This window comes from Kitasatospora sp. NPDC048662 (genome assembly GCF_055587065.1).
The window spans coordinates 486,953-510,069 of the sequence record NZ_JBVJHA010000003.1; the positions used below are offsets into that span (position 1 = coordinate 486,953).

The following is a 23,117-nucleotide window of genomic DNA, read 5'->3' on the forward strand; positions in this document are numbered from 1 at the left end:
CCGTGCGTACCCTCGGCATCACCTACGACACCGGAACCTTCACCGGCGAACGTCTCACCCGCCGCCGCTTCGACCACCCGCAGGTCCGTCGCGATCTGTCGGTGATCGCCGACGAGCTGCACTGCGACGCCGTCCGGATCACCGGCGGCGACCCCGAACGGCTCGATGTGGCCGCGCGGTTCGCCGCCGACGCCGGACTGGAGGTCTGGTACTCGCCGTTCCCCGCCGACCTGCCGCCCGCCGGGTTGCTGCCGCTGTTCGCGGACTGCGCCCGACGCGCAGAGGCCTTGCGTCGCTCCGGCGCCCGGGTGGTGTTCGTCGCAGGCGGCGAACTCAGCGTGTTCGCCGAAGGGTTCCTGCCCGGCGCCACCCACCTCGACCGGCTGCACGCCATGACCACCGCCGACCTGGACTGGTGGCTCTCGCTCGGCCCCGTCCCGGAACGGCTCAACGCCTTCCTCGCCGAGGCCGCGACCACCGTCCGGCAGGAGTTCGCCGGCCCCGTCGGCTACGCGGCCGGACCGTGGGAGCCCGTCGACTGGACCCCGTTCGACCTGGTCGGCCTCGACGCGTACCGCTCCGCGCAGAACGCCGCCGACTTCCGCGAGCAGCTGCGGGCCGCCCGCGCCCACGGCAAACCCGTCGCTGTCACCGAGTTCGGCACCTGCGCCTACCGGGGCGCCGCCGACCTCGGCGGCATGGCCTGGCAGGTGCCGCCCGGCGCCGTCCCCGACGAGAGCGAACAGGTCCGCTGTCTTGGCGAACTGCTCGACGTCTTCGAGGAGGAGGGCGTCGGGGCCGCGTTCTGGTTCACCTTCGCCTCCTACGACAAGCCCGGCCCGCGCGACCTCGGCTCGTACGGGGTGGTGCGTACCCTGGACGGCGACGGTGGGTGGGAGCGCAAGCAGGTGTTCGGGGCGATGGTGGGGCGGTACGGGGGCGCTGACGGAAAGGTCACTTGAACGCGGTGAGGTGCCGCTGCGCCCAGGCGGCGAAGGTGCGCGGGGCGTGGCCGAGGATGCGTTCGACGTCCGGGCTGATGCGTCGTTCGGCCGGGGTGGGGTCGCCGAGGATGCTCAGGGTGGTCGCGGCGACCGGCTCCGGCATGAATCGGAGCAGGTGGGCGCGTGCCTCGGCCGGGGTCAGTTCGACGAAGCGCACCGGTTCGCCGAGTGCGTCGGCGAGTGCCTCGGCCTGCTGGCGGGGGGTGATGGCTTCCGGGCCGGTCAGTTGGTAGATCTCGCCGTCGTGGCCGTGTTCGAGGAGGGCGGTCGCCGCCACCTCGGCGATGTCGTCCGGATCGACGGAGGGCAGGGCGACGTCGGCGAACGGCGCGGCGACGGTCCGCTGGGTGCGGACCGACTCGGCCCAGGCGTACGCGTTGGAGTGGAAGCCGCCCGGCCGCAGGATCGTCCACGCCAGCCCCGACCGCCGCACCGCATCCTCGAAGGCGAGGCCCGTTGCCCCGTGCGACTGCGACTCGGGACGGGTCACCACGCCCAGGGAGGACAGCAGGACGATACGGCTGATGCCGGCGGCCTTTGCGGCGTCGAGGATGTCGGCCGGGTTCAGCAGGTGGGCGCTCGGCCCGCCGTTCTGCAGGAACAGCGCGTCGGCGCCGTCGAACACGGGCCGCAGGCTCTCCGGATCGGCGAGGTCCGCGCGGAGGTGCGCGACCTGCTCCGGCACGTCCGCCGTCGAGACGTGCCGGGAGGTCGCGGTCGTCCGTGCGCCGGCCGCCGCGAGGATCCGCACCAGCGAACCGCCCACGTTGCCGGTCGCGCCCGTCACTACGATCATGAACAACTCCCGTGGTTTTTGGGGTGGTTGAAGCCGCCCGGTTGATGCGTTCAGGCGGTGGGAGGACGCTAACAAGGCCGATACAGTAGGTACCTAGAGGAAAGTGACTACCCGTGGAGTGCGCGTGGCCACCGAGACGGACTGGGCGCCGGCCGCCGACGCCGACCCCGAACTCGCCTGCCCCACCAGCGCGGTGGTGGACATCGTGTTCAGCCGGTGGACCACGCCGATCCTGTGGACCCTGCACACGCACGGCCGGCAGCGCTTCGTCGAACTGGAGCGGAGGATCGGCACGATCACGCCGAAGGTCCTGACGCAGCGGCTGCGGCAGTTGGAGCGCGACGGCATGGTGGTGCGCACGTACCACCCGGAGGTTCCGCCGCGCGTCGAGTACGAGATCAGCGAACTCGGCCGCAGCTTGGCGCCGTTGTTCGCGCAGCTCGCCGGGTGGGCGGCGGCCAACCTCGACAAGGTCGAGCGGGCTCGGCACGAGTACGACGGGCAGGCGTCCTGACGGTTCCGGCCGTTGCGCCTGCTTCTGGCTGAGGGCTCCGGGCGGGGGCGGCGAGGGTGGCGAGGTCGTCCGAGATTGTGATGGCGAGGTGTGTCGATGGCCTCGCCGCGTGCTGCGGGCCGCGTGCGGTCGGAGTCAGGTGGTGGTGGCGGTGCGAGTCGTTGCGGGTGCGGCAGCGGACAGGCGGAGGGCAGAAGGCGAAGCGCCCGCTGCAGTCCTGGTCGGCGACGGTCCGGGGTGCGGCGGTGGTGCGCGGATCGCGCTTGGGTTCGGCCGGATGCCGGTGCAGGAGCACCCGCGCGTCCACCGCGACCTGTACGACGAGGATGCGGCGGAGCAGGCCGGCGAGAGCGAGCGGCTGGTGGCGCTCGGTGCGCAACACGTCGAGTGGGACGGCTGCCCCGAGGACCCGGACTTTGTGGTGCCCGCGCTGACGCCGAGGGCAATCGCTTCTGTGTGATCGACACCAGTCACGGCTGACGGTCGGGTGGGTGGGCGAGCTCGGGAAAACCGCTGGTCGGGAGGGTGGCGGGCTGGCAGGCTGCGGGTCATGAAGACATTGCGGGTGATGGCGATGCGTCAGGTCGCCGGGCGGCTCTGGCCCGAGCACCTTCCGATGGCCGCTGCGGAGTTGCTGGCCGGCGGCCACGACTCCCCGGCCTTGCGGGAGTTGGCGGGGTGTAGCGGACGCGAGCGGCGCGACGATCTGGAACAGCTGTGGTACCAGGTGCTCGACGAACTGGGCGTGGAGCGGCTCGAGTTGCAGGAGGCCGAGCGGTGGGCGCTGCGCGACATCGCCGCGCGGCTGGTCTCGGGTGACCTTGTGTCGCTCCCCGAACTGGTCGCGGAAGTCACCGGGTTGGACATCGACAACGCGGAAGGGGAACTGGAGCTGGGGTTCTCCCTCGCGGTGCGGGCGGGCTGCTGCGAGGGGTGCGTCGCCGATGAACTCGCCGCCGGGAAGCCAGAGTTGCTCGCCGGGTGGGAGGCGGAGGTGCGGGCTGCCGCGGTGGCGCTGGTGGCGGAGGGGCGGTGAGTGGGGTGTCGAAGTTGGGGCGGGTGCGGGTGGTTGCTCTGCGGTATCGTGCCGGCGAATTGTCTACGGGTGAACTGCCCATGGCGGCAGCCGAGTTGGTGGCAGATGGGTTCGAGTCGTTGGCGCTGTACGACTTGGCCGGGCGGGGGCGGCGAGAGCCGGCGTCCGAGCTGGAGCCGTTGCTGCGGCAGGCGATGGACGAGTTGGGGGTGCCGTTTCCGGGGTGGGCGGAGAGTGAGCGCTGGCTACTGCGCGACCTGGCGGCCCGGGTGGGGGAGGGGCGTTTGACGCCTAGGGAGTTCGCGGAGGCGGTGGAGGGCGGGGAGTTCGCCAGGGCCGTGGAGGGCCGGGAGTCGGGCGGCGCGGGCCAGGACGAGGCGGCGTTGTGCAGGCTGCTGGCCGACTGCTGCTCGTGCTGTGTCGGGCATTGGGCGCCCTCGGTGTTCGCTGCGTGGGAGGCGGAGGTGCGGGTGGCTGCCGCCGCGTTGGTTGCGCGGGGGTGAGTGGGGTGCCAGAGCGTGTGGGTGGGTCGGGGTCGGGCTGATGGTGAACTGGCGTTGGTCGCTGCTGAGTTGGTGGTCGGCGGGGGCGTGCGTCCGATGTGGAGCCGCTGTTGTGGCGGGTGCTGGGCGAGTTCGGGGTGCTGAGGCGAACGTCGGGTGCCTGGGGGTGTTCGTCGCGGGGTCGAGTCGGTTTTTGGTGAACTGCCGCTGGCTGGCGCCGAGTTGATGGTCGGTGAGAGATCGCAGGTCCGGGTTGGAGCCGTTGTTGCCGTTTTCCTGGGCGCGCGGACGGTGAGTGATGGTTGCGCGCGGGCTTGCTGCCCGGGTGGGGGAGTTGGCTGAGGCGGTGATGGACCGGGGGTTGGAGGGGGCGGGCCGGGAGGAGGTGGCGCTGCCGCGGCAGGTGCCGGGCGAGTTCGGGTGCCGTTTCCGGGAGGGGTGAACGTGGCCACCCGCCGTGGCGCTCCGGGGGCGTCACGGCGGGTGGTGGGGTGTCAGGCGTACTGGCCCGGGACGTAGTCGCCCGCAGGCTGGCGGATGATCACGTTGACCCGGTTGTAGGTGTTGATCAGCGCGATCAGGCCGACCAGGGCGATCAGCTGCTCCTCGTCGTAGTGCTTGGCGGCCTCCGCCCAGGCCTCGTCGCTGACGCCGCCCGCCGCGTCGGCGATTCGGGTGCCCTGTTCGGTGAGTTCGAGCGCGGCGCGCTCGGCCTCGGTGAAGACGGTCGCCTCGCGCCAGGCGGCGACCATGTTCAGGCGCTGCTGGGTCTCGCCGGCGTGCGCGGCGTCCTTGGTGTGCATGTCGGTGCAGAACCCGCAGCCGTTGATCTGGCTGGCGCGGAGCTTCACCAACTCCTGGGTGGCGGCCGGCAGCGAGGAGCCACCGATGGCGGCGCCGGCCGAGTTGATGTGCTTGAGGATCTTCCCCGCGAGCGGGTTGCCGAAGTAGTTCAGACGTGCGTCCACGGTCGGGCTCCTTGTCGTGTGTGCCTCTGCAAGGACTGACCCCGCTGCTCCCCCGAATGTGACAGCCCCGCGGATGTGACGCCCGTCACGCTACCTGTTCATGTCTGTTCGGTCGCGCAGGCGGGCCGGGACGGTTCAGGCCGGCGTCGCCCCGACGTCGCGCACCCACACCGGGAAGGGCGGGAACTCCGGCTCGGGGGCCGATCCGTCGGGAACGTCCTCGGCATTCGCCCAGGGAACCGCGATCAGCTCCTCGTCGCGCAGGTAGCCCTCGACGACCGGGCCGAGATCGTCCACCGGCAGGTACGCGGCCCCGAAGGGCAACTGTTCGGCGGGCACCGACCCGGTCGAACACCGGAGCTGCCCGGCCTGCTCGTCGTGCCACACGTAGAAGGTCGCCACCCCGGCGAAGCCCTGCTCGCGGACGCGCCGCCGGATGCCCTCGGCGGTCCGCTCGAAGGCGGCGACGACCTCCGCCACGGACAGGGAGTGCCGGTCCTCGTCCTCCGTGCTCAGCAGCCAGGTATTGGTCCGCCACTCCACCCGCCGGTCGGCCGGCTCCAGCGCCAGCGGTTCGTCTGCCACCTCGGCGATCCAGGTCAACAGCATCCGGGGAGTATCCCGGTGCGGTGAGCGCTCCGGCAACCGGCCGACCGGACGCCGACCGACCCCGTACCGAACGACCATCAGTGGAATCGGTCGCAGACGTAGGGTGGGCGGCGAGCGGAATCGGTGCGTACGGAGGCGGAGGGAACGGCATGGCGTTCGACGTGGAGGTGCCACTGATCGCGGCGCCGATGGCCGGCGGGCCGAGCACTCCCGAACTGGTCGCGGCCGTCAACGGTGCGGGTGGCCTCGGTTTCCTCGCCGCCGGGTACCGGACGGTCGGCGCGACGCTCGAACAGATCCGCCGCACCCGCGAGCTGACGGAGCGCCCGTTCGGCGTCAACCTGTTCGTACCCGCGCCGCCCTCCGACCCCGGGCCGGTCGCCGCCTACCGCGAGCGGCTGCAGCCGGAAGCCGAACGGTGGGGCGTCGAGCTGCCCACCGAGATCCGGGCCGACCGCGACGACTGGGACGCCAAACTCGACGCGCTGCTGCGCGAGCCCGTCGCGTACGTCTCCTACACCTTCGGGCTGCCCGGCCGTGACGAGGCCGATGCGTTGCGGGCGGCCGGGATTCGCCAACTCGGTACTGTCACCAGCCCCGAGGAGGCCCGCGACGCCACTGCGCTCGGCCTCGACGCGCTGGTCGTCCAGGGGCCGGAGGCCGGCGGGCACCGTGGCACTCATCGCACCGAGGACGTCCCCGGCACTCTCCCGCTGCTCCAACTCCTGGCTGCTGTAAGGGAAGTGACCTCGCTTCCGCTCGTTGCGGCGGGCGGCCTCGGGGACGGCACCGCAATTGCCGCTGCGCTGCGAGCGGGGGCGAGTGCCGCGCAACTCGGCACCGCGTACCTGCGCACCGAGGAATCCGGCGCCACGGCCACACACCGGCGAGCGCTCGTCGAACTCCCCGAAACCACCGTCACCCGCGCCTTCACCGGCCGCCCCGCGAGGGCGCTCCGCAACGCGTTCATCGCCCGCCACGAGGCGTACGCCCCGGCGGCGTACCCGGAGGTGCACTACCTGACCCAGCCGTTGAGGGCGGCCGCTGCCCAGCGCAACGACCCTGCGGGGATGCACCTTTGGGCGGGTACGGCGCACGCCTTGGCTCGGGAGGGCGGTGCGGCGGAGGTGACGCGGGGGTTGTGGGGGGACGCGCTGCGCGCGGGGTAGGGACGCGGGGGCGTTGCTCTCGGTGACGTTGTGCGGCCTGGCGTGTGATCATGCCCGAGGACCCATCAGATCACCATCCGCGAAGAACGGAGCCATCATGGCCGAGCGGCCCTTCGTCCTGCTGAGTGTTGCGACGTCGATCGACGGGTGCATCGATGACACCTCGTCGGAGCGGCTGCTGTTGTCGAATGCGGAGGACTTCGATCGGGTGGATCAGGTGCGGGCCGAGTCGGATGCGATCCTGGTCGGCGGGAACACGTTGCGGTCGGACAATCCGCGGCTCCTCGTCAACAGTGAGAGGCGGCGGGCCGAGCGGGTGGCGGCGGGGAAGCCGGAGTATCCGTTGAAGGTGACGGTCACGGCGGGGGGCGACCTCGATCGGGGGCTGAGGTTCTGGCACTTCGGGGGCGAGAAGGTCGTCTACACCACTGATGCCGGTGCGTCGAAGCTGGGCGACACGCTGGACGGGCTGGCCGAGGTGGTGAGCACCGGCGACACCGTCGATTTCGGGGCGATGCTCGATGACCTCGCTGCCCGTGGGGTGCGGCGCCTGATGGTGGAGGGCGGCGGGCGGATTCATACGCAGTTCCTGTCGCTGGGCCTGGCCGACGAGATCCATCTGGCGGTGGCGCCGTTGCTGGTCGGCGAGGCGGAAGCGCCGCGCTTTGTGTATCCGGCCGAGTTTCCGGGCGGCAGTACGCATCGGATGAGGTTGCTGGGGGCCGAGACGGTGGGTGATGTGGTGCTGTTGCGCTACGCGCCGTGAGGGCGGCTGTCAGTCGGTGTCGGTGGCTGCGAGGACGGCGAGGCGGCGGCGGTCGGGGGTGAGGGTGGCGAGGCCGAGGTCCCAGGCGATGTGGTCGAACCAGGGGGTGGGGGCGTCGAAGGTGAACCAGTGGCAGGCGGTGGCGCGGGCTTCTGCGGTGGGGAGGGTGGCGTCGGACAGGGCGGCCACGGACTGCCAGGCGGCGAGGCGGCCGTAGGCGCCGTGCGCGCCGAGGTTGTAGGCGCCGCCGGTGGACGCGGCGGTGAACAGGATGCTCCAGGCCTCGGCCGGTGGGCAGGTGGTGACGGAGAGAGCGGAAGGTTCGGCGCCGGCCAGGCAGTCCAGGCCGAGGGCGAGGAGTGCGGCGGGGACGGACTCGACGGGCAGGGGCACGGCGAGGTCGAACACCCGGGCCTCGATGCGACCGTTGGACTCCTCGGCCCAGTTGGCGACGGCCCGGCCGAGGGCCTCGGTCAGCTCCGGGGTGGTGGTCTCGGTGGCGGGCGGGAGCGGCGCAGCGCTGCGGCGGGCCGTCAAATGCCTGCCTTCCGACGGCGGGTGGGGCAAGACGTGGCAACTGTCCTGCGGGCCGTGGCCGGGCAGGTCGGCGAGCGCCTCCAGCGGGGAGGGCGTCAGGGGCAGCGCGCCCAGCGGGTGGTGGGCGTAGTGCGGGGCGGTCGCCCAGGCAGAGAGGCGGGGAATCGCGGAGAGGTCCACGCCGCGCAGGATCAACTCGTGGACCAGGCAGGCCCGTAGCTCGTTCGAGGCGGGCCCGGCGAACACGGCGGCGAGGTCGGCCGGCCGGTGGCCGGATGCCAGCAGCGAGGCCGCGAGGCGGTCGGCGCCCCGGCTGCAGGACGGTGCGGCGGCGAGCAGACGCAGTGCCTGGCGGAGGTTCTCGGTGCCCGGCGTGGTGGCGAGCAGGCGCACCAGGTGGTTGTGGACGCTCCGGTACTGCCACACCTCCCGGGAGGAGTTCAGGTCGGCGGCGAGGGCGAGGCCGAGGTCGGCGAGGAACGCGGCGTCGCCCGCTGCGAGCCGTTCCCCGGCCACCGCCCAGATGCCGGTGACGCTCTTCAGGTCGGGGAGTTCGGCCACGATGCGGGCGATACGGACGATACGGTCGGTCACGGGAGCCGAGCCTACGCACCCGTGACCCGACCGTTCATCCGGTTGTCGGGCCGGCCGCCCGCCGATCGGGCCGGCCGCCCGCCTCAGGCCAGCAGCTCGCCCATCCAGGACTCGATGCCGTCCACGGTGCGCGGCAGCGCGCCGGACATCAGGCGGGCGCCGTCGGCGGTGATGACCAGGTCGTCCTCGATGCGGATGCCGGTGCCGCGCAGGGCGGGCGGCAGGGTGAGGTCGTCGGGCTGGAGGTAGAGGCCGGGTTCGACGGTGAGCACCATGCCCTCCTCCAGGACGCCGTCCAGGTACGTCTCGGCGCGGGCCTTCGCGCAGTCGTGGACGTCCAGGCCGAGCATGTGGCCGCTGGCGCAGAGGGTGTAGCGGCGGTACAGGCCGGAGTCCTCGCGCAGCGCCTGCTCGGCGGGGACGGGCAGCACGCCCCAGTCGGCGAGGCCTTCGGCGATCACTCGCATCGCGGCGCGGTGGAAGTCGCGGAAGGACGCGCCGGGGCGCAGCGTGGCGATGCCGGCGTTCTGGGCGGCGAGGACGAGTTCGTAGGCGTCGCGCTGCGCGGAGGAGAAGGTGCCGGACAGCGGCAGGGTGCGGGTGATGTCGGCGGTGTAGAGGGTGTCGGTCTCCACGCCGGCGTCGAGCAGCAGGAGCTGGGTGGGGTCGAGCGCGCCGTCGTTGCGGATCCAGTGCAGGACGCAGGCGTGCGCGCCGGAGGCGACGATGGTCTCGTAGCCGGTGCCGTTGCCCTCGGCGCGGGCGCGGGCGTTGAACGCGCCCTCCAGGATGCGTTCGCCGCGGTGGTGGCGCAGCGCGGCGGGCAGGGCGCGGACCACGTCGGCGAAGCCGGTGGCGGTGTGGTCCACGGAGAGCTGGAGCTGCTCGACCTCCCACGGGTCCTTGATCAGGCGCGACTCGGAGAGTGCGGCGGCGAGTTGGCCGTCGCGCACGGCGTTCTCGGCGGACGGGCGGCCGGCCAGGGCGTCCAGGACGGGGTCGACGTCGGCGAGGACGCGGGTGGGGGCGCCGGTGGTGAACAGCTTCGGCAGGTCGTCGAGGTGGGCGGTGCGCAGGCCGGTGAGGTTGGCGGCCTCGGCGAGGTCGGCGCGGCGGCCGACCCAGAACTCGCCGTAGCGGCGGTCGCGGAAGAACTCGCCGGTGCCGTTGGCCCGGTCGGAGCGGGGCCGCAGGTACAGCACGGCCTCGCCGTCGGGCTCGATCACCAGGACGTGGCCGACCTGCTCCTCGCCGGTCAGTCCGGTGAGGTGGGCGTAGGCGCTGTGCGGGCGGAAGCGGTAGTCGCAGTCGTTGCTGCGGATCTTCAGCTGCCCGGCGGGGACGAGGAGTCGCTCGCCGGGGAAGGCGGCGGCGATTCGGGCCCGGCGGGCCGGGGTGTACGCGTGGCCGGGGACGCGCAGGTCGGCGGGCAGCGGGGTGGCGGCCCACTGGTCGGCCATGAAGTCGGCCAGGGCGGGGGAGACGGGGAGGTCGTGGCTGCCGGTGTTCAGGGTGGGCTGGTCGGCCATGGAAGGGGAGTCCTCCGAGCGGGGTCGAGACGGGAACAACTGGTTTGAGCGGCAAGGAAGTTGCACTACTGAGCGGCGGGCAATGACACGGCTCGATAACGGTCCGGCCGCCTCATTGCGTAGTGCAATTTCACATTACTATGTTACGGGTCACACCTTAGAGCGGGCCAGACCCCGGCGGCACCGATCCCCGGCGGCACTGATCCCCGACGGCGCCGATCCCTCGGCAGCCCGATCCCCGTTGAGCAGCCCCCAGTTCCGGAGATACACATGAACAGGCGTACCCACGCCGCCCTCGCGGCGGCCATCGCGGCGTCCCTCACCCTCGCCCTCGGCGCGTGCAGCAGCAGCGGCAGCGGCAGTGACGACAGCGGCGACCAGCACGGTGTGACCACCGAGGGCAACGGCATCGTCGGCGGCACCCCCGTCAAGGGCGGCACCCTGACGATCCTGTCGAACCAGGACTTCGACCAGCTCGACCCCGCCCGCAACTGGACCATGCCGGTGATGGACGTCGGCGTGCGGATGCTCTACCGCACCCTGACCACCTTCAAGGCCGCCCCCGGCGCCGAGGGCCTGAAGATCGAACCCGACCTGGCCACCGACCTCGGCACTCCCAGCGACGGCGCGAAGACCTGGACCTTCCACCTGAAGGACAACCTCAAGTACGAGGACGGCACCCCGATCACCGCCGACGACATCAAGTACAACGTCGAGCGGTCGTACTCGCCGGAGCTGCCCGGCGGCCCCGACTACGCGGTGCGCTACCTCAACGCCCCGGCCGGCTACCAGGGCCCGCTGGGCGGCGAACGGCTCGGCAACGAGGCCATCGAGGTCCCCGACGCCAAGACCATCATCTTCCACCTCAAGCGCCCGGTCGCCGAGTTCGGCTACACCGCCACCCTGCCGACCTTCTCGCCCGTCCCCAAGGCCAAGGAGACCGGCGCCAACTACTCCAACCACCCGGTCTCCTCCGGCCCTTACAAGATCGAGAGCTACGACCGCGGCAAGCGCATGGTGCTGGTCCGCAACACCAACTGGGACGAGGCCACCGACCCGGTCCGCAAGGCCTACCCCGACAAGATCGTGGTTGACCAGACCCTCAAGAGCACCGGCATCGCCGACCGCCTGATCGCCGACCAGGGCGACGACAAGAGTGCCATCTCCTACGTGGACCTGACGCCCGCGAAGATCTCCGAGGTGCTCACCAACCCCGAGGTCAAGAAGCGCCTGATCAGTGAGAACGCGGGCTGCACCACCAAGCTCGACATGAACACCACCAAGGCGCCGTTCGACAACGCCAAGGTCCGCCTGGCCATGCAGTACGCGGTGGACAAGGAGTCCCTCGCCGCCGCCATGGGCGGCCCCGCGTTCAACGACATCGCCACCACCTACCTTCCCCCGGTGCTCACCGCCGGCACGCCCGTCGACCACTTCAAGATCAAGCCGGGCGGCGACCCCGAGAAGGCCAAGCAGCTGCTCGCCGAGGCGGGCTTCCCGAACGGTTTCTCCACCGACTTCGTCACCTCCACCGGCGGCAAGCCGCAGGCCGAGGCCATCCAGGCCGCACTCAAGCGGGCCGGAGTGAACGTCACCATCACCACCGTCGACCCCACCGCCGTCAACTCGATCGTCGGCGACAAGGACAAGCAGCCCGGACTCACCAGCCTCGGCTGGTGCCCCGACTACCCGTCCGCCGCCACCTTCCTGCCGATGATCTTCGACGGCCGGGCGATCAAGGACAAGGGCAACAACGGCAACATGACCCGGTTCAACGACTCGGCGGTCAACGCCGAACTCGACCGGATCGCCGGCCTGGACAACCTGCAGAAGGCCAACGAGGCCTGGCTCGCCCTGGACGGAAAGATCATGGACGCCTCGCCCGCCGTCCCGATGGTCTGGCAGAAGAAGCCCGTGCTGGTCGGCTCCAACGTGGCCGGCGCCTACGCCCACCCGGTCTGGGCCGGACAGCTCGACTACGCGGTCATCGGCCTCAAGTCCGTCAAGTAGAGCGGGAGTTCCCACCATGACCACCCCGCTCCCGACGGCCGCGGCCGAGGGGGCGGGGGCCCCGGACACCGCCGAGGCCCCCGCGTCCCCCTGGAAGCTCGCCCTGCACCGCCTGCGCCGCCAGAAGGCCGCCCTCGTCGGCGCCGGCATCATCGCCTTCTTCATCCTCGCCGCACTCCTCGCCCCGGTGCTCACCGCGATCAGCGGCACCCGCCCCGACACCGTCGACAAGAAGGCCGTCGATCCCTACCTCGGCGGCCTGCCCCGCGGCGCCCTCGGTGGCATCAGCCCCCAGCACTGGCTCGGCGTCGAACCGCTGCTCGGCCGCGACATCTTCGCCCGGCTCCTCTACGGGGCCCAGATCAGCCTGCTGGTCGCGTTCAGCGCCGCCCTGCTGATCACCCTGATCGGCACCGTCCTCGGCATCACCGCCGGCTACTTCGGCGGCCGCGTCGATGCCCTGATCAGCCGGTTCATGGACGTCATGATGTCCTTCCCCAGCCTGATCTTCATGATCGCGCTGCTCTCCGTCGCCCGGGACGTCAACCGCGTCCTGCTGCTGGTCGGCGTGATGTCGCTGTTCTCCTGGCCCTACATCGCCCGCGTGGTCCGCGGCCAGACCCTCTCCCTCAAACACCGCGAATACGTCGAGGCCGCCCGCGCCAGCGGCACCCGCAACAGCCGCATCCTGTTCGGCGAGATCCTGCCCAACCTCACCGGCACCATCATCGTCTACGTCACCCTCGCCGTCCCCGGCCTGATCGGCACCGAGGCCGCCCTCAGCTTCCTCGGCGTCGGCATCCGCCCGCCCACGCCCTCGTGGGGCCAGATGATCTCCGACGCGGTGCTCTACTACAAGGTCGACCCGATGTTCTTCATCCTCCCCAGCGCCTGCCTGTTCCTGGTGGTCCTGGCCTTCACCCTGGTCGGCGACGCCCTGCGGGACGCCCTCGACCCGAAGGGCAGCCGGACGTGATCGGATACCTGCTGCGCCGGCTCGCCGCGATGGCCGCCACCCTGCTGGTGGTCTGCGCGCTCACCTTCGCCGTCTTCTACCTGTTCCCCGCCGACCCCGCCGCCCAGTTCTGCGGCAAGGACTGCTCCACCGAACGCATCGAACTCGTCCGCCAACAGCTCGGACTGGCCGACCCCCTGATCGTCCAGTTCTGGCACTACGTCACCGGCATCTTCGCCGGCCAGACCCTCGGCACCGGCCAGTACGCCGTCCACTGCGGCTTCCCCTGCTTCGGCTACTCCTTCCAATCCGCCCAGCCCGTCTGGGACCTGATGATGGACCGGCTGCCCACCAGCATCTCCCTCGCGCTCGGCGCCGCCGCCCTCTGGCTGCTCCTCGGCGTCGGCACCGGCGTGCTCTCCGCGCTGCGCCGCGGCACCCGCCTCGACCGCACCCTGATGGTCGGCACCATCGGCATCGCCGCCCTGCCGGTCTACTTCACCGCGATGATCCTGCTCTACCTGGTCGTCACCGTCGCCGGACTGCTGCCCTACCCCCGGTACATCGCCTTCGGTGAGAACCCCGGCCAGTGGGTCGCCAACCTGATCCTGCCCTGGATCACCCTCGCCCTGCTGAACGCCGCCATCTACGCCCGGATGACCCGCAACTCCGTCATCGAGACGCTCGCCGAACCGTACGTGCGCACCGCCCGCGCCAAAGGCCTGCGCGAGCGCCGCGTCGTCGGCAAGCACGGCCTGCGCCCCGCCCTCACCCCCGTCGCCACCATGCTCGGCATGGACCTCGGCGGACTGCTGGCCGGCGCCCTGATCACCGAATCCCTGTTCAGCCTCCCCGGCGTCGGCAAACTCTTCGCCGACTCCCTCAACAAGTCCGACCAGCCCGTGGTCATGGGCGTCACCCTGCTCGCCTCCTTCTTCATCGTCAGCTCCAACCTGGTCGTGGACCTCCTCTACGCCTGGATCGACCCGAGGGCGAGGCTCGCATGACCGCACCCCTGCTGGCCGTACAGAACCTGGCCGTCACCTTCGACACCGCCGAAGGCACCGTCCACGCCGTCAAAGGAATCGACTTCACCGTCGAACGCGGACGCACCCTCGGCATCGTCGGCGAATCCGGCTCCGGAAAGTCCGTCACCTCCCTCGCCGTCATGGGACTGCACCGCGGCGCCACCGTCACCGGCTCCGCGAAACTCGACGGCACCGAACTGATCGGCGCCCCCGACGACCAGCTGCGCACCCTGCGCGGACGCAGGATGGCGATGGTGTTCCAGGACGCCCTCACCGCCCTGCACCCCTACTTCACCGTCGGCGACCAGATCGCCGAGGCCTACCGCGCCCACTTCGGCGGCACCCGGAAAGCCGCCCACGCCCGGGCCGTCGACGTCCTCGGCGACGTCGGCATCCCCGAACCCGCCCGCCGCGCCCGCGAACACCCCCACCAGTACTCCGGCGGCATGCGCCAACGCGCCATGATCGCCCTCGCGCTGTCCTGCGAACCCGACCTGATCATCGCCGACGAGCCCACCACCGCCCTCGACGTCACCGTCCAGGCCCAGGTCCTCGACCTCCTGATGCGCCTCCAGCAGGACCGCGGCCTCGGCCTCGTCCTGATCACCCACGACCTCGGCGTCATCGCCCGCGCCGCCGACGACGTCCTCGTCATGTACGGCGGCGCCGCCGTCGAACAGGCCCCCGCCGACACCCTGTTCACCACCCCCCGGCACCCCTACACCCGCGGCCTGCTCGACTCGCTGCCCCGCCTCGACGCCGAGGACGGCACCGCCCTGCGCGCCATCCCCGGCGCCCCGCCCTCGCTGCTCGCGCCACCCGCCGGCTGCCCCTTCCACCCGCGCTGCCCCGCGTACGCCGCCGCGCCCGACCCCCGCTGCACCGGCGAACGCCCGCCACTGCGCGCCGTCGCCGAGCGCCACCGCAGCGCCTGCGTCCACGACGAGGTGACCGCATGACCACCCAGACCGCCCACCGGACCGACCGCGCCCAACCCGCCGACGCCGACGCCCTGTTGAGCGTCCGCGACCTCGGCATGACCTTCCCCGGACCGCGCGGGACGCTGCGCCGGGCCCCCGGCATCCGCGCCGTGGACGGCGTCAGCTTCGACGTCCGCCCCGGCGAAACCCTCGGCCTGGTCGGCGAATCCGGCTGCGGCAAGTCCACCACCGGACGGATGCTGGTCCGCCTGCTCGACCCGACGGCCGGGCAGGTCAGCTTCCGCGGACAGGACATCACCCGCGCCCCACAGCGCCAACTGCGGCCGCTGCGAAGCAAGTTCCAGATGATCTTCCAGGACCCGTTCGCCTCGCTCAACCCGCGGCAGACCGTCCAACAGATCATCGCCGCGCCGCTGCGGGCGCAGGGCGTCCCGTCCGCGACGATCCGGGAAGAAGTCCGGGACCTGATCCGGCTGGTCGGGCTCGCCCCCGAACACCTGGAGCGCTACCCCCACCAGTTCTCCGGCGGACAGGCCCAGCGCATCGGTATCGCGCGGGCGCTCGCGACCCGGCCGGAGCTCGTCGTCGCGGACGAACCGGTCTCCGCGCTCGACGTCTCCATCCAGGCGCAGATCGTCGGCCTGATGGAACGCCTGCAGGCCGAACTCGGCGTCGCCTACGTCTTCATCGCCCACGACCTCGCCGTGGTCAAGCACCTCAGCCACCGGGTCGCCGTCATGTACCTCGGCCGGATCGTCGAACTCGGCGACAAGGCGGACGTCTACGGGAACCCCGCGCACCCCTACACCAAGGCGCTGCTCTCCGCCGTCCCGCTGCCCGACCCCGCCGCCGAGCGCACCCGCGAACGCATCGTCCTGCTCGGCGACCCGCCCAGCCCCGCCAGCCCCCCGCCCGGCTGCACCTTCCACCCCCGCTGCCCCAAGGCCCAGGCCATCTGCCGGACCGAGGCACCGACGCTCACCGCCGACAGCTCCACCCGCCAGGTCGCCTGCCACTTCCCCGAGGCATAGCGGCCCTCCGGGACGCACCAGGGACGGGAGCGGGCACAGACGTGCTCTCTCCCGTCCCGACCGGAACGAGCCCCCACCGACCACCCCCACCTCGGAGCTCCGCGAGGGACGCAAGGAACTGCGCGTCCGACCGTGAACCGGCCCGGCCCCCGACCGCCCGTCAGCCACGAGCACCGACGGGCGGCCGCCGAGCTGTGCGCACGGTCACCCACGCAGTTCCTCGCGCCCCTGACGGGGCCTGCGCAGAACGCCCCCACCCGCCCCCACCCGACGAAAGGCAGCCCCCACCGTGCGATCACCCCGCAAGACCCTGCTGGCCGCAGCCATCGCCGTGTCCCTCGCGCTGCCGGTGCTGCAGAGCACCCACGCCCTCGCCGCCGACCCGGCGCCCGCCACCCCCGCCGCCGTCCCCGCCGGCGCGCCCGCGGAGCGCACCGCCTACGACGAGGCCGAGCACCTCGGCAGCGCCACCCCGCAGGCCGGAACCGCCGCGCCCGCACCCGGCGGCGGCACCCTCGGCGGCGACCACATCCCCGGCGCCCTGCCCCAGCGGGTCGGCCAACCCGCCCCCACCGCAGCCGAGTTGGCGACCACCGCAGCGGGCGTCAACTGCGACCTGAACGGCCTGACCGGCCTGACCCCGCAGGGCCTCGCCGACTTCCTCGCCGACCCCGCCGTCACCGAGGCCTGCCTCGGCGCGACCCTGTGGACCTGGGACGCCCGGTTCGCCACCACCATGGACCCGGCGCACGTGCAGGCCGTCGCCGCCAAGGCGGAGAGCCTCGCCGGAACCAACAGCCCCGCCCTGTACCGGCTCTGGTACTTCCTGCACGCCGTCGTCTACCACGACTTCACGCAGAACAGCATCGACCTGACCACCGCGCCCACCACCGGCGCCGTCCAGCGCGCCATCGACGCCCACCTCGCCACCGGCCACGCCTTCGACGCCACCCCCGAAGCCGGCCTGGTCATGCGCGAACTGGGCATCGTGGCCGACGCCACCGGCATCCGCCAGCACAACCTGCCGCTGTTCAAGCAACTGCTGTCGCACTTCGGCCCCGGCAGCCCACTGGTCGCCGTCCCGCAGTGGGGCGGCGGCGCGCTCGCCGCGCTCACCGGCAACTACCTCGGCATCAACAACCGCGACCAGGCCTACACCACCGCCGTCGCCGCCGACCCCGCCTACCGCGCCCTGCTGCGCGGCTTCGCCACCGCCGGACACCTCAAGGGCACCCCGAACGAATGGCTGGCCCGCGACGCGATGGCCGAGTACGGCCGGCTCGGCGAACTCGACACCCTCAAGGCGCAGATCACCGCGGACATCGGCCCGCTCCTCACGGACACCAGGAACACCTTCGGCGAGTACTCCGCCCCGTGGATCAAGGCGGCCGGCTGGGCCAACACCTACGGCGTGTGCGCCCCGTTCGGGGTGTGCAAGGACACCTTCGAGGCCCGCCTCTTCCCGTACACCTACAAGTACGACAACGGCGCGATCGAGGTGCGCACCGGCCTCGACAAGGCCACCGTCGACCGGATGTACTACGCGAGCAAGCAGGTGAAGACGCAGTTCTTCCGCGTCCTCGGCACCGACACCCCGCTGGCCGGCGACACCAACTCCACCCTGCACATCCACCTCTACGCGACCCGCTCCGACTACGAGGTCTACCACCCCCTGCTGACCGGCATGGAGACCAGCAACGGCGGCATCTACATCGAGAAGGGCGCGACCTTCTACACCTACCAGCGCACCACCGCCGAGTCGTACCTGACGCTGGAAGAACTGTTCCGCCACGAGTACACGCACTACCTCAACGGCCGCTGGGCGGTGCCGGGCTTCTACAGCGAGGAACGCTGGTACGCCGGAGACCGGACCACCGCGATGGACGAGGGCACCGCCGAGTTCTTCGACGGCGCCACCCGCGACCGGGGCATCCTGGTGCGCAAGGCCCTGGTCAACAAGCTCGCCCAGGACGAGGCCGCCGGCCTGCCCCGGATGACGGTCGACCAGATCCTGCACGCCCGCTACGCCGACAAGCCCGACTTCCACTTCTACAACTACGCCGGCACCTTCTTCGAGTTCCTGTGGACCGCCCACCCGTCCCTGCTGCGCGAGATGTACGGCTACCAGCGGGCCGACGACCCGGCCGGCTTCGACGCATGGCGAGCCCGCCTCGGCGCCGACCGCAACCTCGACCGCGAGTACTCGGCGTTCCTCGACCAGCAGATCAAGAAGATCGACCAACTCGCCGTACCCAGCACCGACTTCACCCCCAACGGATACCTGGCCCAGGCCTACCCCTCCGAGGTGCGGGACGCCTTCGCCAAGGCCACCTACAACACCCCGGACTGCAAGGACAACGGCGACTGGAACAACAAGCCGATGCGCTTCGTCTGCACCGGCCGGATCACCGCCAACCTCGCCAACTCCGGCAGCCCCGACCAGGTGTTCAAGGACATGTCCGCCACCGTCGACCACTTCATCCTCGACCGCACCAAGGGCGTCACCAACAACCTCGACGACATGAACTGCTACTTCGGCAAGGTCGACATCTGGCCCAGTGGCCAGGCCGGCACCGCCGACTACACCTGCGAAGGCCCGCTGCGCCGCTGAGCCGCTGACCGGCCCGCTGCGCCGCTCAATCGCTCGCTGAGTCGCTCGCTGCGCCGCTGACCGGCGCGCGTCGCCGGGCCGACGCACCGAACACCCGCCCCGGCCGGCCGTTCTCCCGCTTCCGCGGCCGGCCGGGGCGGGACCACCCCCCGTGAAAGGAAACCCCGCGTGACCGCACTGTCCTGGGACGGCTCCGCCCCGCCGTCCGGCCGCACCGAGACCTCCCGCACCGTCGATGCCGGCCCGCTCACCGTCCGGGTGACGGCGGTCGGCAGCGAGGCCGCCCCGGCCGTGACCGTGACCGAACTCGCCGTCCCCGGCGTGCTGTTGATCGAGGCGTCCAGCACCGAGCCGGACGCCCGCCTGCGGATCGAGTGGCAGCTGCCCTGCACCGGCGCCACCGGCTACTGGACACCCAACACCAACGCCCGCTGGCTGCCCCCGAGTTGGGCGACGCCCCGGGAGGCCTCGCTGCCCAAGGGCGCGCCCGTCGGCAGCCTGGTCGGCCCGGGCGACGGCGCGCTGTGCACCTTCGCCGTCGGCGAACTCGTCCGGCCCGTCGCCATCGGCGAAGGCGCCGTCGAGGAGACCGGACGCTACAGCTGGTGGGTCGAGCAGGACGGCCCCCGGATCGCCCTGCGCCTCGACCTGAGTGGCCGTCACTTCGCCGACACCGTACGGGAATCCGCCGACTGGTGGGCCACCCTCGCGCCCGTCCGCAGCGTCCCCGACGCCGCCTTCGAGCCGGTGTTCTGCACCTGGTACGCGCTGCACCTGGCGATGGCCGCCACCGACGTCGAACGCCTCGCCGAACTCGCCGCCCCGCTCGGCTTCCGCACCCTGATCGTGGACGACGGCTGGCAGACCGACGAACGCACCCGCTCCTACGCCACCACCGGCGACTGGCAGCCCGCCCCCACCGACTTCCCGGACTTCGCCGGGCACGTCGCCCGGATCCGCGGCCTCGGCCTGAACTACCTGCTGTGGCACGCCGTCCCGTTCGTCGGCGACCGCAGCGAAGCGGCGAAGCGACTGGCCGGCCACACCCTCGCCCACCTGCCGCAGCTGGAGACCCACCTGCTCGACCCGCGCAGCGCCACCGTCCGCGCCCACCAGGTCGAACGGCTCGCCGCCGCCGTCGAGAAGTACGGCGTCGACGGCCTGAAGGTCGACTTCATCGACACCTTCGCCCGCCGGCCCGCACCCGGCGCCGCACCCCACACCGCCTCACCCGAAGCGGACTGCGCCACCGTCGCCGAAGGCGTGCGGAAACTGCTCGCCGACCTCGACGAACGACTCCGCGCCACCCGCCCCGACGTGCTGGTCGAGCACCGGCAGGACTACCTCGGCCCCGGCCTGTGGCCGTACGCCACCATGGTCCGGGCCGCCGACTGCCCGCACAACGCCGTCGAGAACCGGGTCCGCACCGCGGACCTGCGACTCACCGCCGGGCCGCTCGCCGTGCACGCCGACCCGCTGACCTGGCACCCCGAGGAGAGCCCGGAGCAGATCGCCGTACTGTTCCAGTCGGTGCTGTTCGCCACCGCCCAGGTCTCCGTCGACCTCGGCGTGCAGCGCGCCGAGCAACTGGCCGCCCTCAGGTTCTGGCTGGGCGTCATGAAGGAACACCGCGAGCTGCTCCAGCGAAGCGAACTGCGCCCGCACCGGCCCGAGTTGGCGTACCCCGTGATCGAGGCGCGGAGCGCGGACGCGCTCGCGTTCGGCCGCTACGCCCCGCTGCCGCTGCGCGCCGACGGCGACTGGCGGCTGCTGCTGGTGGCGAACGCCGACCCGGACACCCTGGTGCGGATCGACTTCGACCGGGCGCCGGGCCGCCTCGACCTGCTGGTCCAGGACTGCCTGGGCGGGGAGGTGGCGCGGGCGCAGACCCCGGTCGAGGGAACGGAACTCGCCGTCCGGGTGCCCACCGGGGGCCTGCTCACCCTCCGCAGGGCCGGGTAGCGTCAGACCTCCAGGTCGGTCTCGACCTTCTTCAGCTGGTGGCGGGCCATCGCCAGGTTCGCCCGGTTGCGGTCCAGCGCCAGGTACAGGAACAGGCCCTTGCCGGAGCGGGAGGTGAGCGGGCGGATCAGGTGGTACTGGGAGGAGAGAGTGATCAGGATGTCCTCGATCGCCTCGTTCAGGTTGAGCAGTTCCATCGCGCGCAGCTTCGCCCGGACCACGTCGGTGTTGCCGGCGGCGGCGACGTTCAGGTCCAGTTCCGGACCGCCGCCGATCAGGCCCAGGGCCATCCCGCTGTTGTAGTCGACCAGGGCGACACCGATGGTGCCGTCGATCGACCCCATGATCTCCTTGAGTGCGGATTCCACAGCAGCCATGGTGCAAGTACCTCTTCCAGTAAGTGAATTGACGGCACGTCAGATCGACGGACCGGGTGGTTCGGAGGTGAGATGAGCGTCGAAGGGGGAGGGGAGGGTCAGAGCGGGCTGCGGTCCAGGTCCGTGTCGGCGAGGGCGGCTATCCGCGCCCCGGCCCGGCGGGCCTCCAGGTGCAGGCGGCCGACGTTGGCCTGCGCGCCCGCCAGCAGCGTGAGCACGGTGTACGAGCCGGCGGCGTACGTCGCCGTGTAGCCGCGCTCGCCGCGGGTGAGCAGCTCCAGGAAGGCGCCCTGCCCGGTGGCCTCCGTCAGTCGCGCGCCGACGCCGAGCGCGGCGGCGGTCAGCGCGGCCACGCTCTCCGCCTCCAGGGCGCTGGTGTCGTGGGCCACCACCAGACCGTCGACGGTGGCGACCAGCGAACCCGTCAGGTGCGGGACGCGGGAACGCAGGCCGCGCAGTTCGGCCTGCACCTCGGCTTCGGGCAGCACGGGCGTCCTCCTCGCGGTCAGTTGACGAAAGGTGCGCTTCATGACTCGGACGGCGGGCAGGGGCGGACGGGCAGGGCGGTCACAGGGCCTCCAGGGCGGCGCGTAGACGGAGCAGCAGGCCCACCTCCGGGTCCGAGGAGTCGTAGGAGCGCGGACCGGGCGGCAACAGCACGTCCGGCGGCGCGGGCCCAGGCCCGGCGGCCGGTGGCGGGTCGGGGAGGACGGCGGGCCGGCCGGCCGCGAGCAGTCCGGCGGCGGCCAACTGCCGGACGTCCAGCAGGGTGCCGAAGGTGGAGCGGCCCAGCAGCCGGGCCAGTTCGGGCACGGTGCGGGTGCCGTCGGCGGCGGCCAGCAGCGCCTGTCGGCGGTGGCGTGGCACGGCCGTGCGGCGCACCGGGGCCGCGCCGGTGGCGATGGGCGGGGCGGAGTCGAGCTCGGCGGACGGCCAGCAGGCGTCCAGCAGGGCGCGCCGCCGGCCGACCGCGCCGCGCAGCTCCAGGACGGACAGCGGGCGGCCGAGCCGGAAGGCGGGGCGGGCGTCGGGGTCGAAGCGCAGTTCGACGTCGTGCTGGGCGAGCGCGTCCTGGGCGCCGTCCAGGGTCGCGGCGAGGCGGGCGAGTTCGAGTTCGCCGGGTCCGACCAGGCCGGTCGCGAGCAGCTGGTCGGCGGGGTGCCCGCCGCCGAGCGCCATGCTCTCCTCCCAGGCGCGGACGGTGATCCGGCCCGCGCCGGTGAGCAGGTGGCCGACGCTCGCGCCGCGCGGCGACTCGGCGTGCACCACCAGTCCGGCCGCCAGGTGCACCGCGCCGTCCGGGCCGTGCAGGACGCCGGTGACGCCCTGGGCGGCGAGGTCGGTGAGCGCCGCCTCGAAGGCGGTCGCGGGTGCGCAGCTGGAACGCCGGCGGCGCGGCAGCGGAGCGGCCTGGGCGCGTCCCGGCCGGTGCCCCAACTCCGGTGATACAGAGGTGAGGTGGGGTCCAGGGAGTGGGGACGCGACCAGCAGTGGCGGTACGGTCGGCATCGGCGGAACGGCGGCCGGAGCGAGCGCGCGGGCAGTCGGAGCGAGCTCGCGGACGGCCGGAGCGGCGTGCCGGGCGGCCTGCGGGACGACGCGCGGGGGAAGGGCGTCGAACCTCGGAGTGGGTGTCTCGGTGGGTGCGGTGAGGGTATCGGTGGGCCACATCAGGTGAGCACCAGTCGGTCGGCGATGGCGGCGAGGCGGAGCCGGGCCATCGCCAGGTTGGCGTGGTCGCGGTCCAGCCGGAGGTAGAGGAAGACGTTCGCGTCGAAGGCGGCGGGGACGAAACGGATCAGGTGGTAGTTGCCGGCCGAGGTGACGATGACGTCCTCGGCGGGCGGGGCACCGGAGTCCGGGTCGGCGAACGACGGGGTCTGGGTGACGGCCCGGGCGAGTTCGGTGGCGTCGGCGGCCCCGACCTCGTGGTCTCCGTCGGGGCCCAGTCCGGCGGTTCCGATGGCCAGGCCGTTGGTCCAGTCGACCAGGCTGACCCCCAGGGCGCCGGTGATCCCCATGGCTTCCGCAAGGCACTCCTCGATACCGGGCACGTAGCGCGTTCCCTCCCCACCGTGTGGGGCACGGTGCGTCGCTGCCACCGCCTTCACCTGCGGTAGTCTGACCGAAACGCAACGCTACCGGCGGGGTCCCCGGAGGGCGAGACTTTCGGCCAT

23 protein-coding genes are annotated in these 23,117 nt (G+C 72.1%); 14 read left to right on the top strand and 9 right to left on the bottom strand.

The window, feature by feature from the left end:
• Positions 1 to 2 precede the first annotated feature (2 nt).
• The gene (locus ACZ6R9_RS12740) at positions 3 to 962 is read left to right on the top strand and encodes a hypothetical protein (protein ID WP_465538173.1); all 960 of its coding nucleotides are present in this window, start codon (positions 3 to 5) and stop codon (positions 960 to 962) included.
• Here the strand turns inward: ACZ6R9_RS12740 and ACZ6R9_RS12745 are convergent.
• A complete protein-coding gene (locus ACZ6R9_RS12745) occupies positions 955 to 1,800 on the bottom strand; it encodes an NAD(P)H-binding protein (RefSeq protein WP_465538174.1) in 846 nt (281 codons plus the stop codon). The genes ACZ6R9_RS12740 and ACZ6R9_RS12745 overlap by 8 nt on opposite strands.
• 124 nt (positions 1,801 to 1,924) lie before the next feature.
• Here ACZ6R9_RS12745 and ACZ6R9_RS12750 point away from each other — a divergent pair, with 124 nt between their 5' ends.
• The 4 genes from ACZ6R9_RS12750 to ACZ6R9_RS12765 all read left to right on the top strand — a co-directional run bounded on the left by ACZ6R9_RS12750 (position 1,925) and on the right by ACZ6R9_RS12765 (position 3,853).
• Entirely contained in the window at positions 1,925 to 2,314 is a 390-nt protein-coding gene (locus ACZ6R9_RS12750; protein ID WP_380485866.1) for a winged helix-turn-helix transcriptional regulator, read from the top strand.
• A gap of 283 nt (positions 2,315 to 2,597) precedes the next feature.
• A complete protein-coding gene (locus ACZ6R9_RS12755; RefSeq protein WP_465538175.1) occupies positions 2,598 to 2,774 on the top strand; it encodes a hypothetical protein in 177 nt (58 codons plus the stop codon).
• A 90-nt stretch (positions 2,775 to 2,864) separates the two neighbouring features.
• Complete coding sequence (locus ACZ6R9_RS12760; RefSeq protein ID WP_465538176.1) at positions 2,865 to 3,350, top strand: hypothetical protein; 486 nt, start codon at positions 2,865 to 2,867, stop codon at positions 3,348 to 3,350.
• An 80-nt stretch (positions 3,351 to 3,430) separates the two neighbouring features.
• On the top strand, positions 3,431 to 3,853 hold the full coding sequence (locus ACZ6R9_RS12765; protein WP_465538177.1) for a hypothetical protein: 423 nt from the start codon (positions 3,431 to 3,433) through the stop codon (positions 3,851 to 3,853).
• A gap of 494 nt (positions 3,854 to 4,347) precedes the next feature.
• On the opposite strand, the gene ACZ6R9_RS12770 is transcribed toward ACZ6R9_RS12765, so the two are convergent.
• Positions 4,348 to 4,821 (bottom strand): carboxymuconolactone decarboxylase family protein, encoded by a 474-nt coding sequence (locus ACZ6R9_RS12770; protein ID WP_380485859.1) that lies wholly within the window; start codon positions 4,819 to 4,821, stop codon positions 4,348 to 4,350.
• Positions 4,822 to 4,956: 135 nt separating this feature from the next.
• Positions 4,957 to 5,430 (bottom strand): hypothetical protein, encoded by a 474-nt coding sequence (locus tag ACZ6R9_RS12775; RefSeq protein ID WP_380485858.1) that lies wholly within the window; start codon positions 5,428 to 5,430, stop codon positions 4,957 to 4,959.
• A gap of 149 nt (positions 5,431 to 5,579) precedes the next feature.
• Here ACZ6R9_RS12775 and ACZ6R9_RS12780 point away from each other — a divergent pair, with 149 nt between their 5' ends.
• A complete protein-coding gene (locus ACZ6R9_RS12780) occupies positions 5,580 to 6,599 on the top strand; it encodes a nitronate monooxygenase (protein WP_465538178.1) in 1,020 nt (339 codons plus the stop codon).
• A gap of 97 nt (positions 6,600 to 6,696) precedes the next feature.
• Positions 6,697 to 7,365: a RibD family protein gene (locus tag ACZ6R9_RS12785; RefSeq protein ID WP_465538179.1), complete on the top strand. Its 669-nt coding sequence runs from the start codon at positions 6,697 to 6,699 to the stop codon at positions 7,363 to 7,365.
• A gap of 9 nt (positions 7,366 to 7,374) precedes the next feature.
• Here ACZ6R9_RS12785 and ACZ6R9_RS12790 read toward each other — a convergent pair whose 3' ends face one another.
• Positions 7,375 to 8,496, bottom strand: coding sequence for a DUF6183 family protein (locus ACZ6R9_RS12790; protein WP_465538180.1), 1,122 nt, complete (start codon positions 8,494 to 8,496; stop codon positions 7,375 to 7,377).
• 83 nt (positions 8,497 to 8,579) lie between these two features.
• Positions 8,580 to 10,025 carry an aminopeptidase P family protein gene (locus ACZ6R9_RS12795; protein ID WP_465538181.1) on the bottom strand — a complete coding sequence of 482 codons (1,446 nt, stop codon included), beginning with the start codon at positions 10,023 to 10,025 and terminating at the stop codon, positions 8,580 to 8,582.
• A gap of 270 nt (positions 10,026 to 10,295) precedes the next feature.
• On the opposite strand from ACZ6R9_RS12795, the gene ACZ6R9_RS12800 reads away from it, so the two are divergent.
• The 7 genes from ACZ6R9_RS12800 (at position 10,296) to ACZ6R9_RS12830 (ending at position 20,563) form a co-directional block, all read left to right on the top strand.
• Positions 10,296 to 12,035 carry an ABC transporter substrate-binding protein gene (locus ACZ6R9_RS12800; RefSeq protein ID WP_380485848.1) on the top strand — a complete coding sequence of 580 codons (1,740 nt, stop codon included), beginning with the start codon at positions 10,296 to 10,298 and terminating at the stop codon, positions 12,033 to 12,035.
• Between the two features lie 16 nt (positions 12,036 to 12,051).
• The gene (locus ACZ6R9_RS12805) at positions 12,052 to 13,011 is read left to right on the top strand and encodes an ABC transporter permease (RefSeq protein ID WP_465538182.1); all 960 of its coding nucleotides are present in this window, start codon (positions 12,052 to 12,054) and stop codon (positions 13,009 to 13,011) included.
• Positions 13,008 to 13,997 (top strand): ABC transporter permease, encoded by a 990-nt coding sequence (locus ACZ6R9_RS12810; protein ID WP_380485845.1) that lies wholly within the window; start codon positions 13,008 to 13,010, stop codon positions 13,995 to 13,997. The genes ACZ6R9_RS12805 and ACZ6R9_RS12810 overlap by 4 nt, the downstream gene beginning before the upstream one ends.
• Complete coding sequence (locus ACZ6R9_RS12815) at positions 13,994 to 14,977, top strand: ABC transporter ATP-binding protein (protein ID WP_465538183.1); 984 nt, start codon at positions 13,994 to 13,996, stop codon at positions 14,975 to 14,977. Before ACZ6R9_RS12810 ends, ACZ6R9_RS12815 begins: the two co-directional genes overlap by 4 nt.
• Entirely contained in the window at positions 14,974 to 15,990 is a 1,017-nt protein-coding gene (locus tag ACZ6R9_RS12820) for an ABC transporter ATP-binding protein (RefSeq protein ID WP_465538184.1), read from the top strand. The genes ACZ6R9_RS12815 and ACZ6R9_RS12820 overlap by 4 nt, the downstream gene beginning before the upstream one ends.
• A 289-nt stretch (positions 15,991 to 16,279) precedes the next feature.
• Positions 16,280 to 18,601: a collagenase gene (locus ACZ6R9_RS12825; RefSeq protein ID WP_465538185.1), complete on the top strand. Its 2,322-nt coding sequence runs from the start codon at positions 16,280 to 16,282 to the stop codon at positions 18,599 to 18,601.
• 168 nt (positions 18,602 to 18,769) lie between these two features.
• The gene (locus ACZ6R9_RS12830; RefSeq protein ID WP_465538186.1) at positions 18,770 to 20,563 is read left to right on the top strand and encodes a glycoside hydrolase family 36 protein; all 1,794 of its coding nucleotides are present in this window, start codon (positions 18,770 to 18,772) and stop codon (positions 20,561 to 20,563) included.
• A gap of 2 nt (positions 20,564 to 20,565) precedes the next feature.
• On the opposite strand, the gene ACZ6R9_RS12835 is transcribed toward ACZ6R9_RS12830, so the two are convergent.
• The 4 genes from ACZ6R9_RS12835 to ACZ6R9_RS12850 all read right to left on the bottom strand — a co-directional run bounded on the left by ACZ6R9_RS12835 (position 20,566) and on the right by ACZ6R9_RS12850 (position 22,994).
• Positions 20,566 to 20,940, bottom strand: a complete 375-nt coding sequence (locus ACZ6R9_RS12835) for a hypothetical protein (protein ID WP_380485836.1) — start codon at positions 20,938 to 20,940, stop codon at positions 20,566 to 20,568.
• A 98-nt stretch (positions 20,941 to 21,038) separates the two neighbouring features.
• The gene (locus ACZ6R9_RS12840; RefSeq protein ID WP_380485834.1) at positions 21,039 to 21,470 is read right to left on the bottom strand and encodes a roadblock/LC7 domain-containing protein; all 432 of its coding nucleotides are present in this window, start codon (positions 21,468 to 21,470) and stop codon (positions 21,039 to 21,041) included.
• A gap of 37 nt (positions 21,471 to 21,507) precedes the next feature.
• Complete coding sequence (locus ACZ6R9_RS12845) at positions 21,508 to 22,611, bottom strand: hypothetical protein (RefSeq protein ID WP_465538187.1); 1,104 nt, start codon at positions 22,609 to 22,611, stop codon at positions 21,508 to 21,510.
• On the bottom strand, positions 22,611 to 22,994 hold the full coding sequence (locus ACZ6R9_RS12850) for a hypothetical protein (RefSeq protein ID WP_100584651.1): 384 nt from the start codon (positions 22,992 to 22,994) through the stop codon (positions 22,611 to 22,613). Before ACZ6R9_RS12850 ends, ACZ6R9_RS12845 begins: the two co-directional genes overlap by 1 nt.
• Positions 22,995 to 23,117 lie beyond the last annotated feature (123 nt).

What these genes read in the sequence shown, in the direction of transcription:
- ACZ6R9_RS12745 (WP_465538174.1), bottom strand. Translation starts at nt 1,800, where the DNA reads ATGATCGTAGTGACGGGCGCGACCGGCAACGTGGGCGGTTCGCTGGTG.
- ACZ6R9_RS12760 (WP_465538176.1), top strand. Translation starts at nt 2,865, where the DNA reads ATGAAGACATTGCGGGTGATGGCGATGCGTCAGGTCGCCGGGCGGCTC.
- ACZ6R9_RS12765 (WP_465538177.1), top strand. Translation starts at nt 3,431, where the DNA reads ATGGCGGCAGCCGAGTTGGTGGCAGATGGGTTCGAGTCGTTGGCGCTG.
- ACZ6R9_RS12775 (WP_380485858.1), bottom strand. Translation starts at nt 5,430, where the DNA reads ATGCTGTTGACCTGGATCGCCGAGGTGGCAGACGAACCGCTGGCGCTG.
- ACZ6R9_RS12780 (WP_465538178.1), top strand. Translation starts at nt 5,580, where the DNA reads ATGGCGTTCGACGTGGAGGTGCCACTGATCGCGGCGCCGATGGCCGGC.
- ACZ6R9_RS12785 (WP_465538179.1), top strand. Translation starts at nt 6,697, where the DNA reads ATGGCCGAGCGGCCCTTCGTCCTGCTGAGTGTTGCGACGTCGATCGAC.
- ACZ6R9_RS12795 (WP_465538181.1), bottom strand. Translation starts at nt 10,025, where the DNA reads ATGGCCGACCAGCCCACCCTGAACACCGGCAGCCACGACCTCCCCGTC.
- ACZ6R9_RS12800 (WP_380485848.1), top strand. Translation starts at nt 10,296, where the DNA reads ATGAACAGGCGTACCCACGCCGCCCTCGCGGCGGCCATCGCGGCGTCC.
- ACZ6R9_RS12805 (WP_465538182.1), top strand. Translation starts at nt 12,052, where the DNA reads ATGACCACCCCGCTCCCGACGGCCGCGGCCGAGGGGGCGGGGGCCCCG.
- ACZ6R9_RS12815 (WP_465538183.1), top strand. Translation starts at nt 13,994, where the DNA reads ATGACCGCACCCCTGCTGGCCGTACAGAACCTGGCCGTCACCTTCGAC.
- ACZ6R9_RS12820 (WP_465538184.1), top strand. Translation starts at nt 14,974, where the DNA reads ATGACCACCCAGACCGCCCACCGGACCGACCGCGCCCAACCCGCCGAC.
- ACZ6R9_RS12835 (WP_380485836.1), bottom strand. Translation starts at nt 20,940, where the DNA reads ATGGCTGCTGTGGAATCCGCACTCAAGGAGATCATGGGGTCGATCGAC.
- ACZ6R9_RS12840 (WP_380485834.1), bottom strand. Translation starts at nt 21,470, where the DNA reads ATGAAGCGCACCTTTCGTCAACTGACCGCGAGGAGGACGCCCGTGCTG.
- ACZ6R9_RS12845 (WP_465538187.1), bottom strand. Translation starts at nt 22,611, where the DNA reads ATGTGGCCCACCGATACCCTCACCGCACCCACCGAGACACCCACTCCG.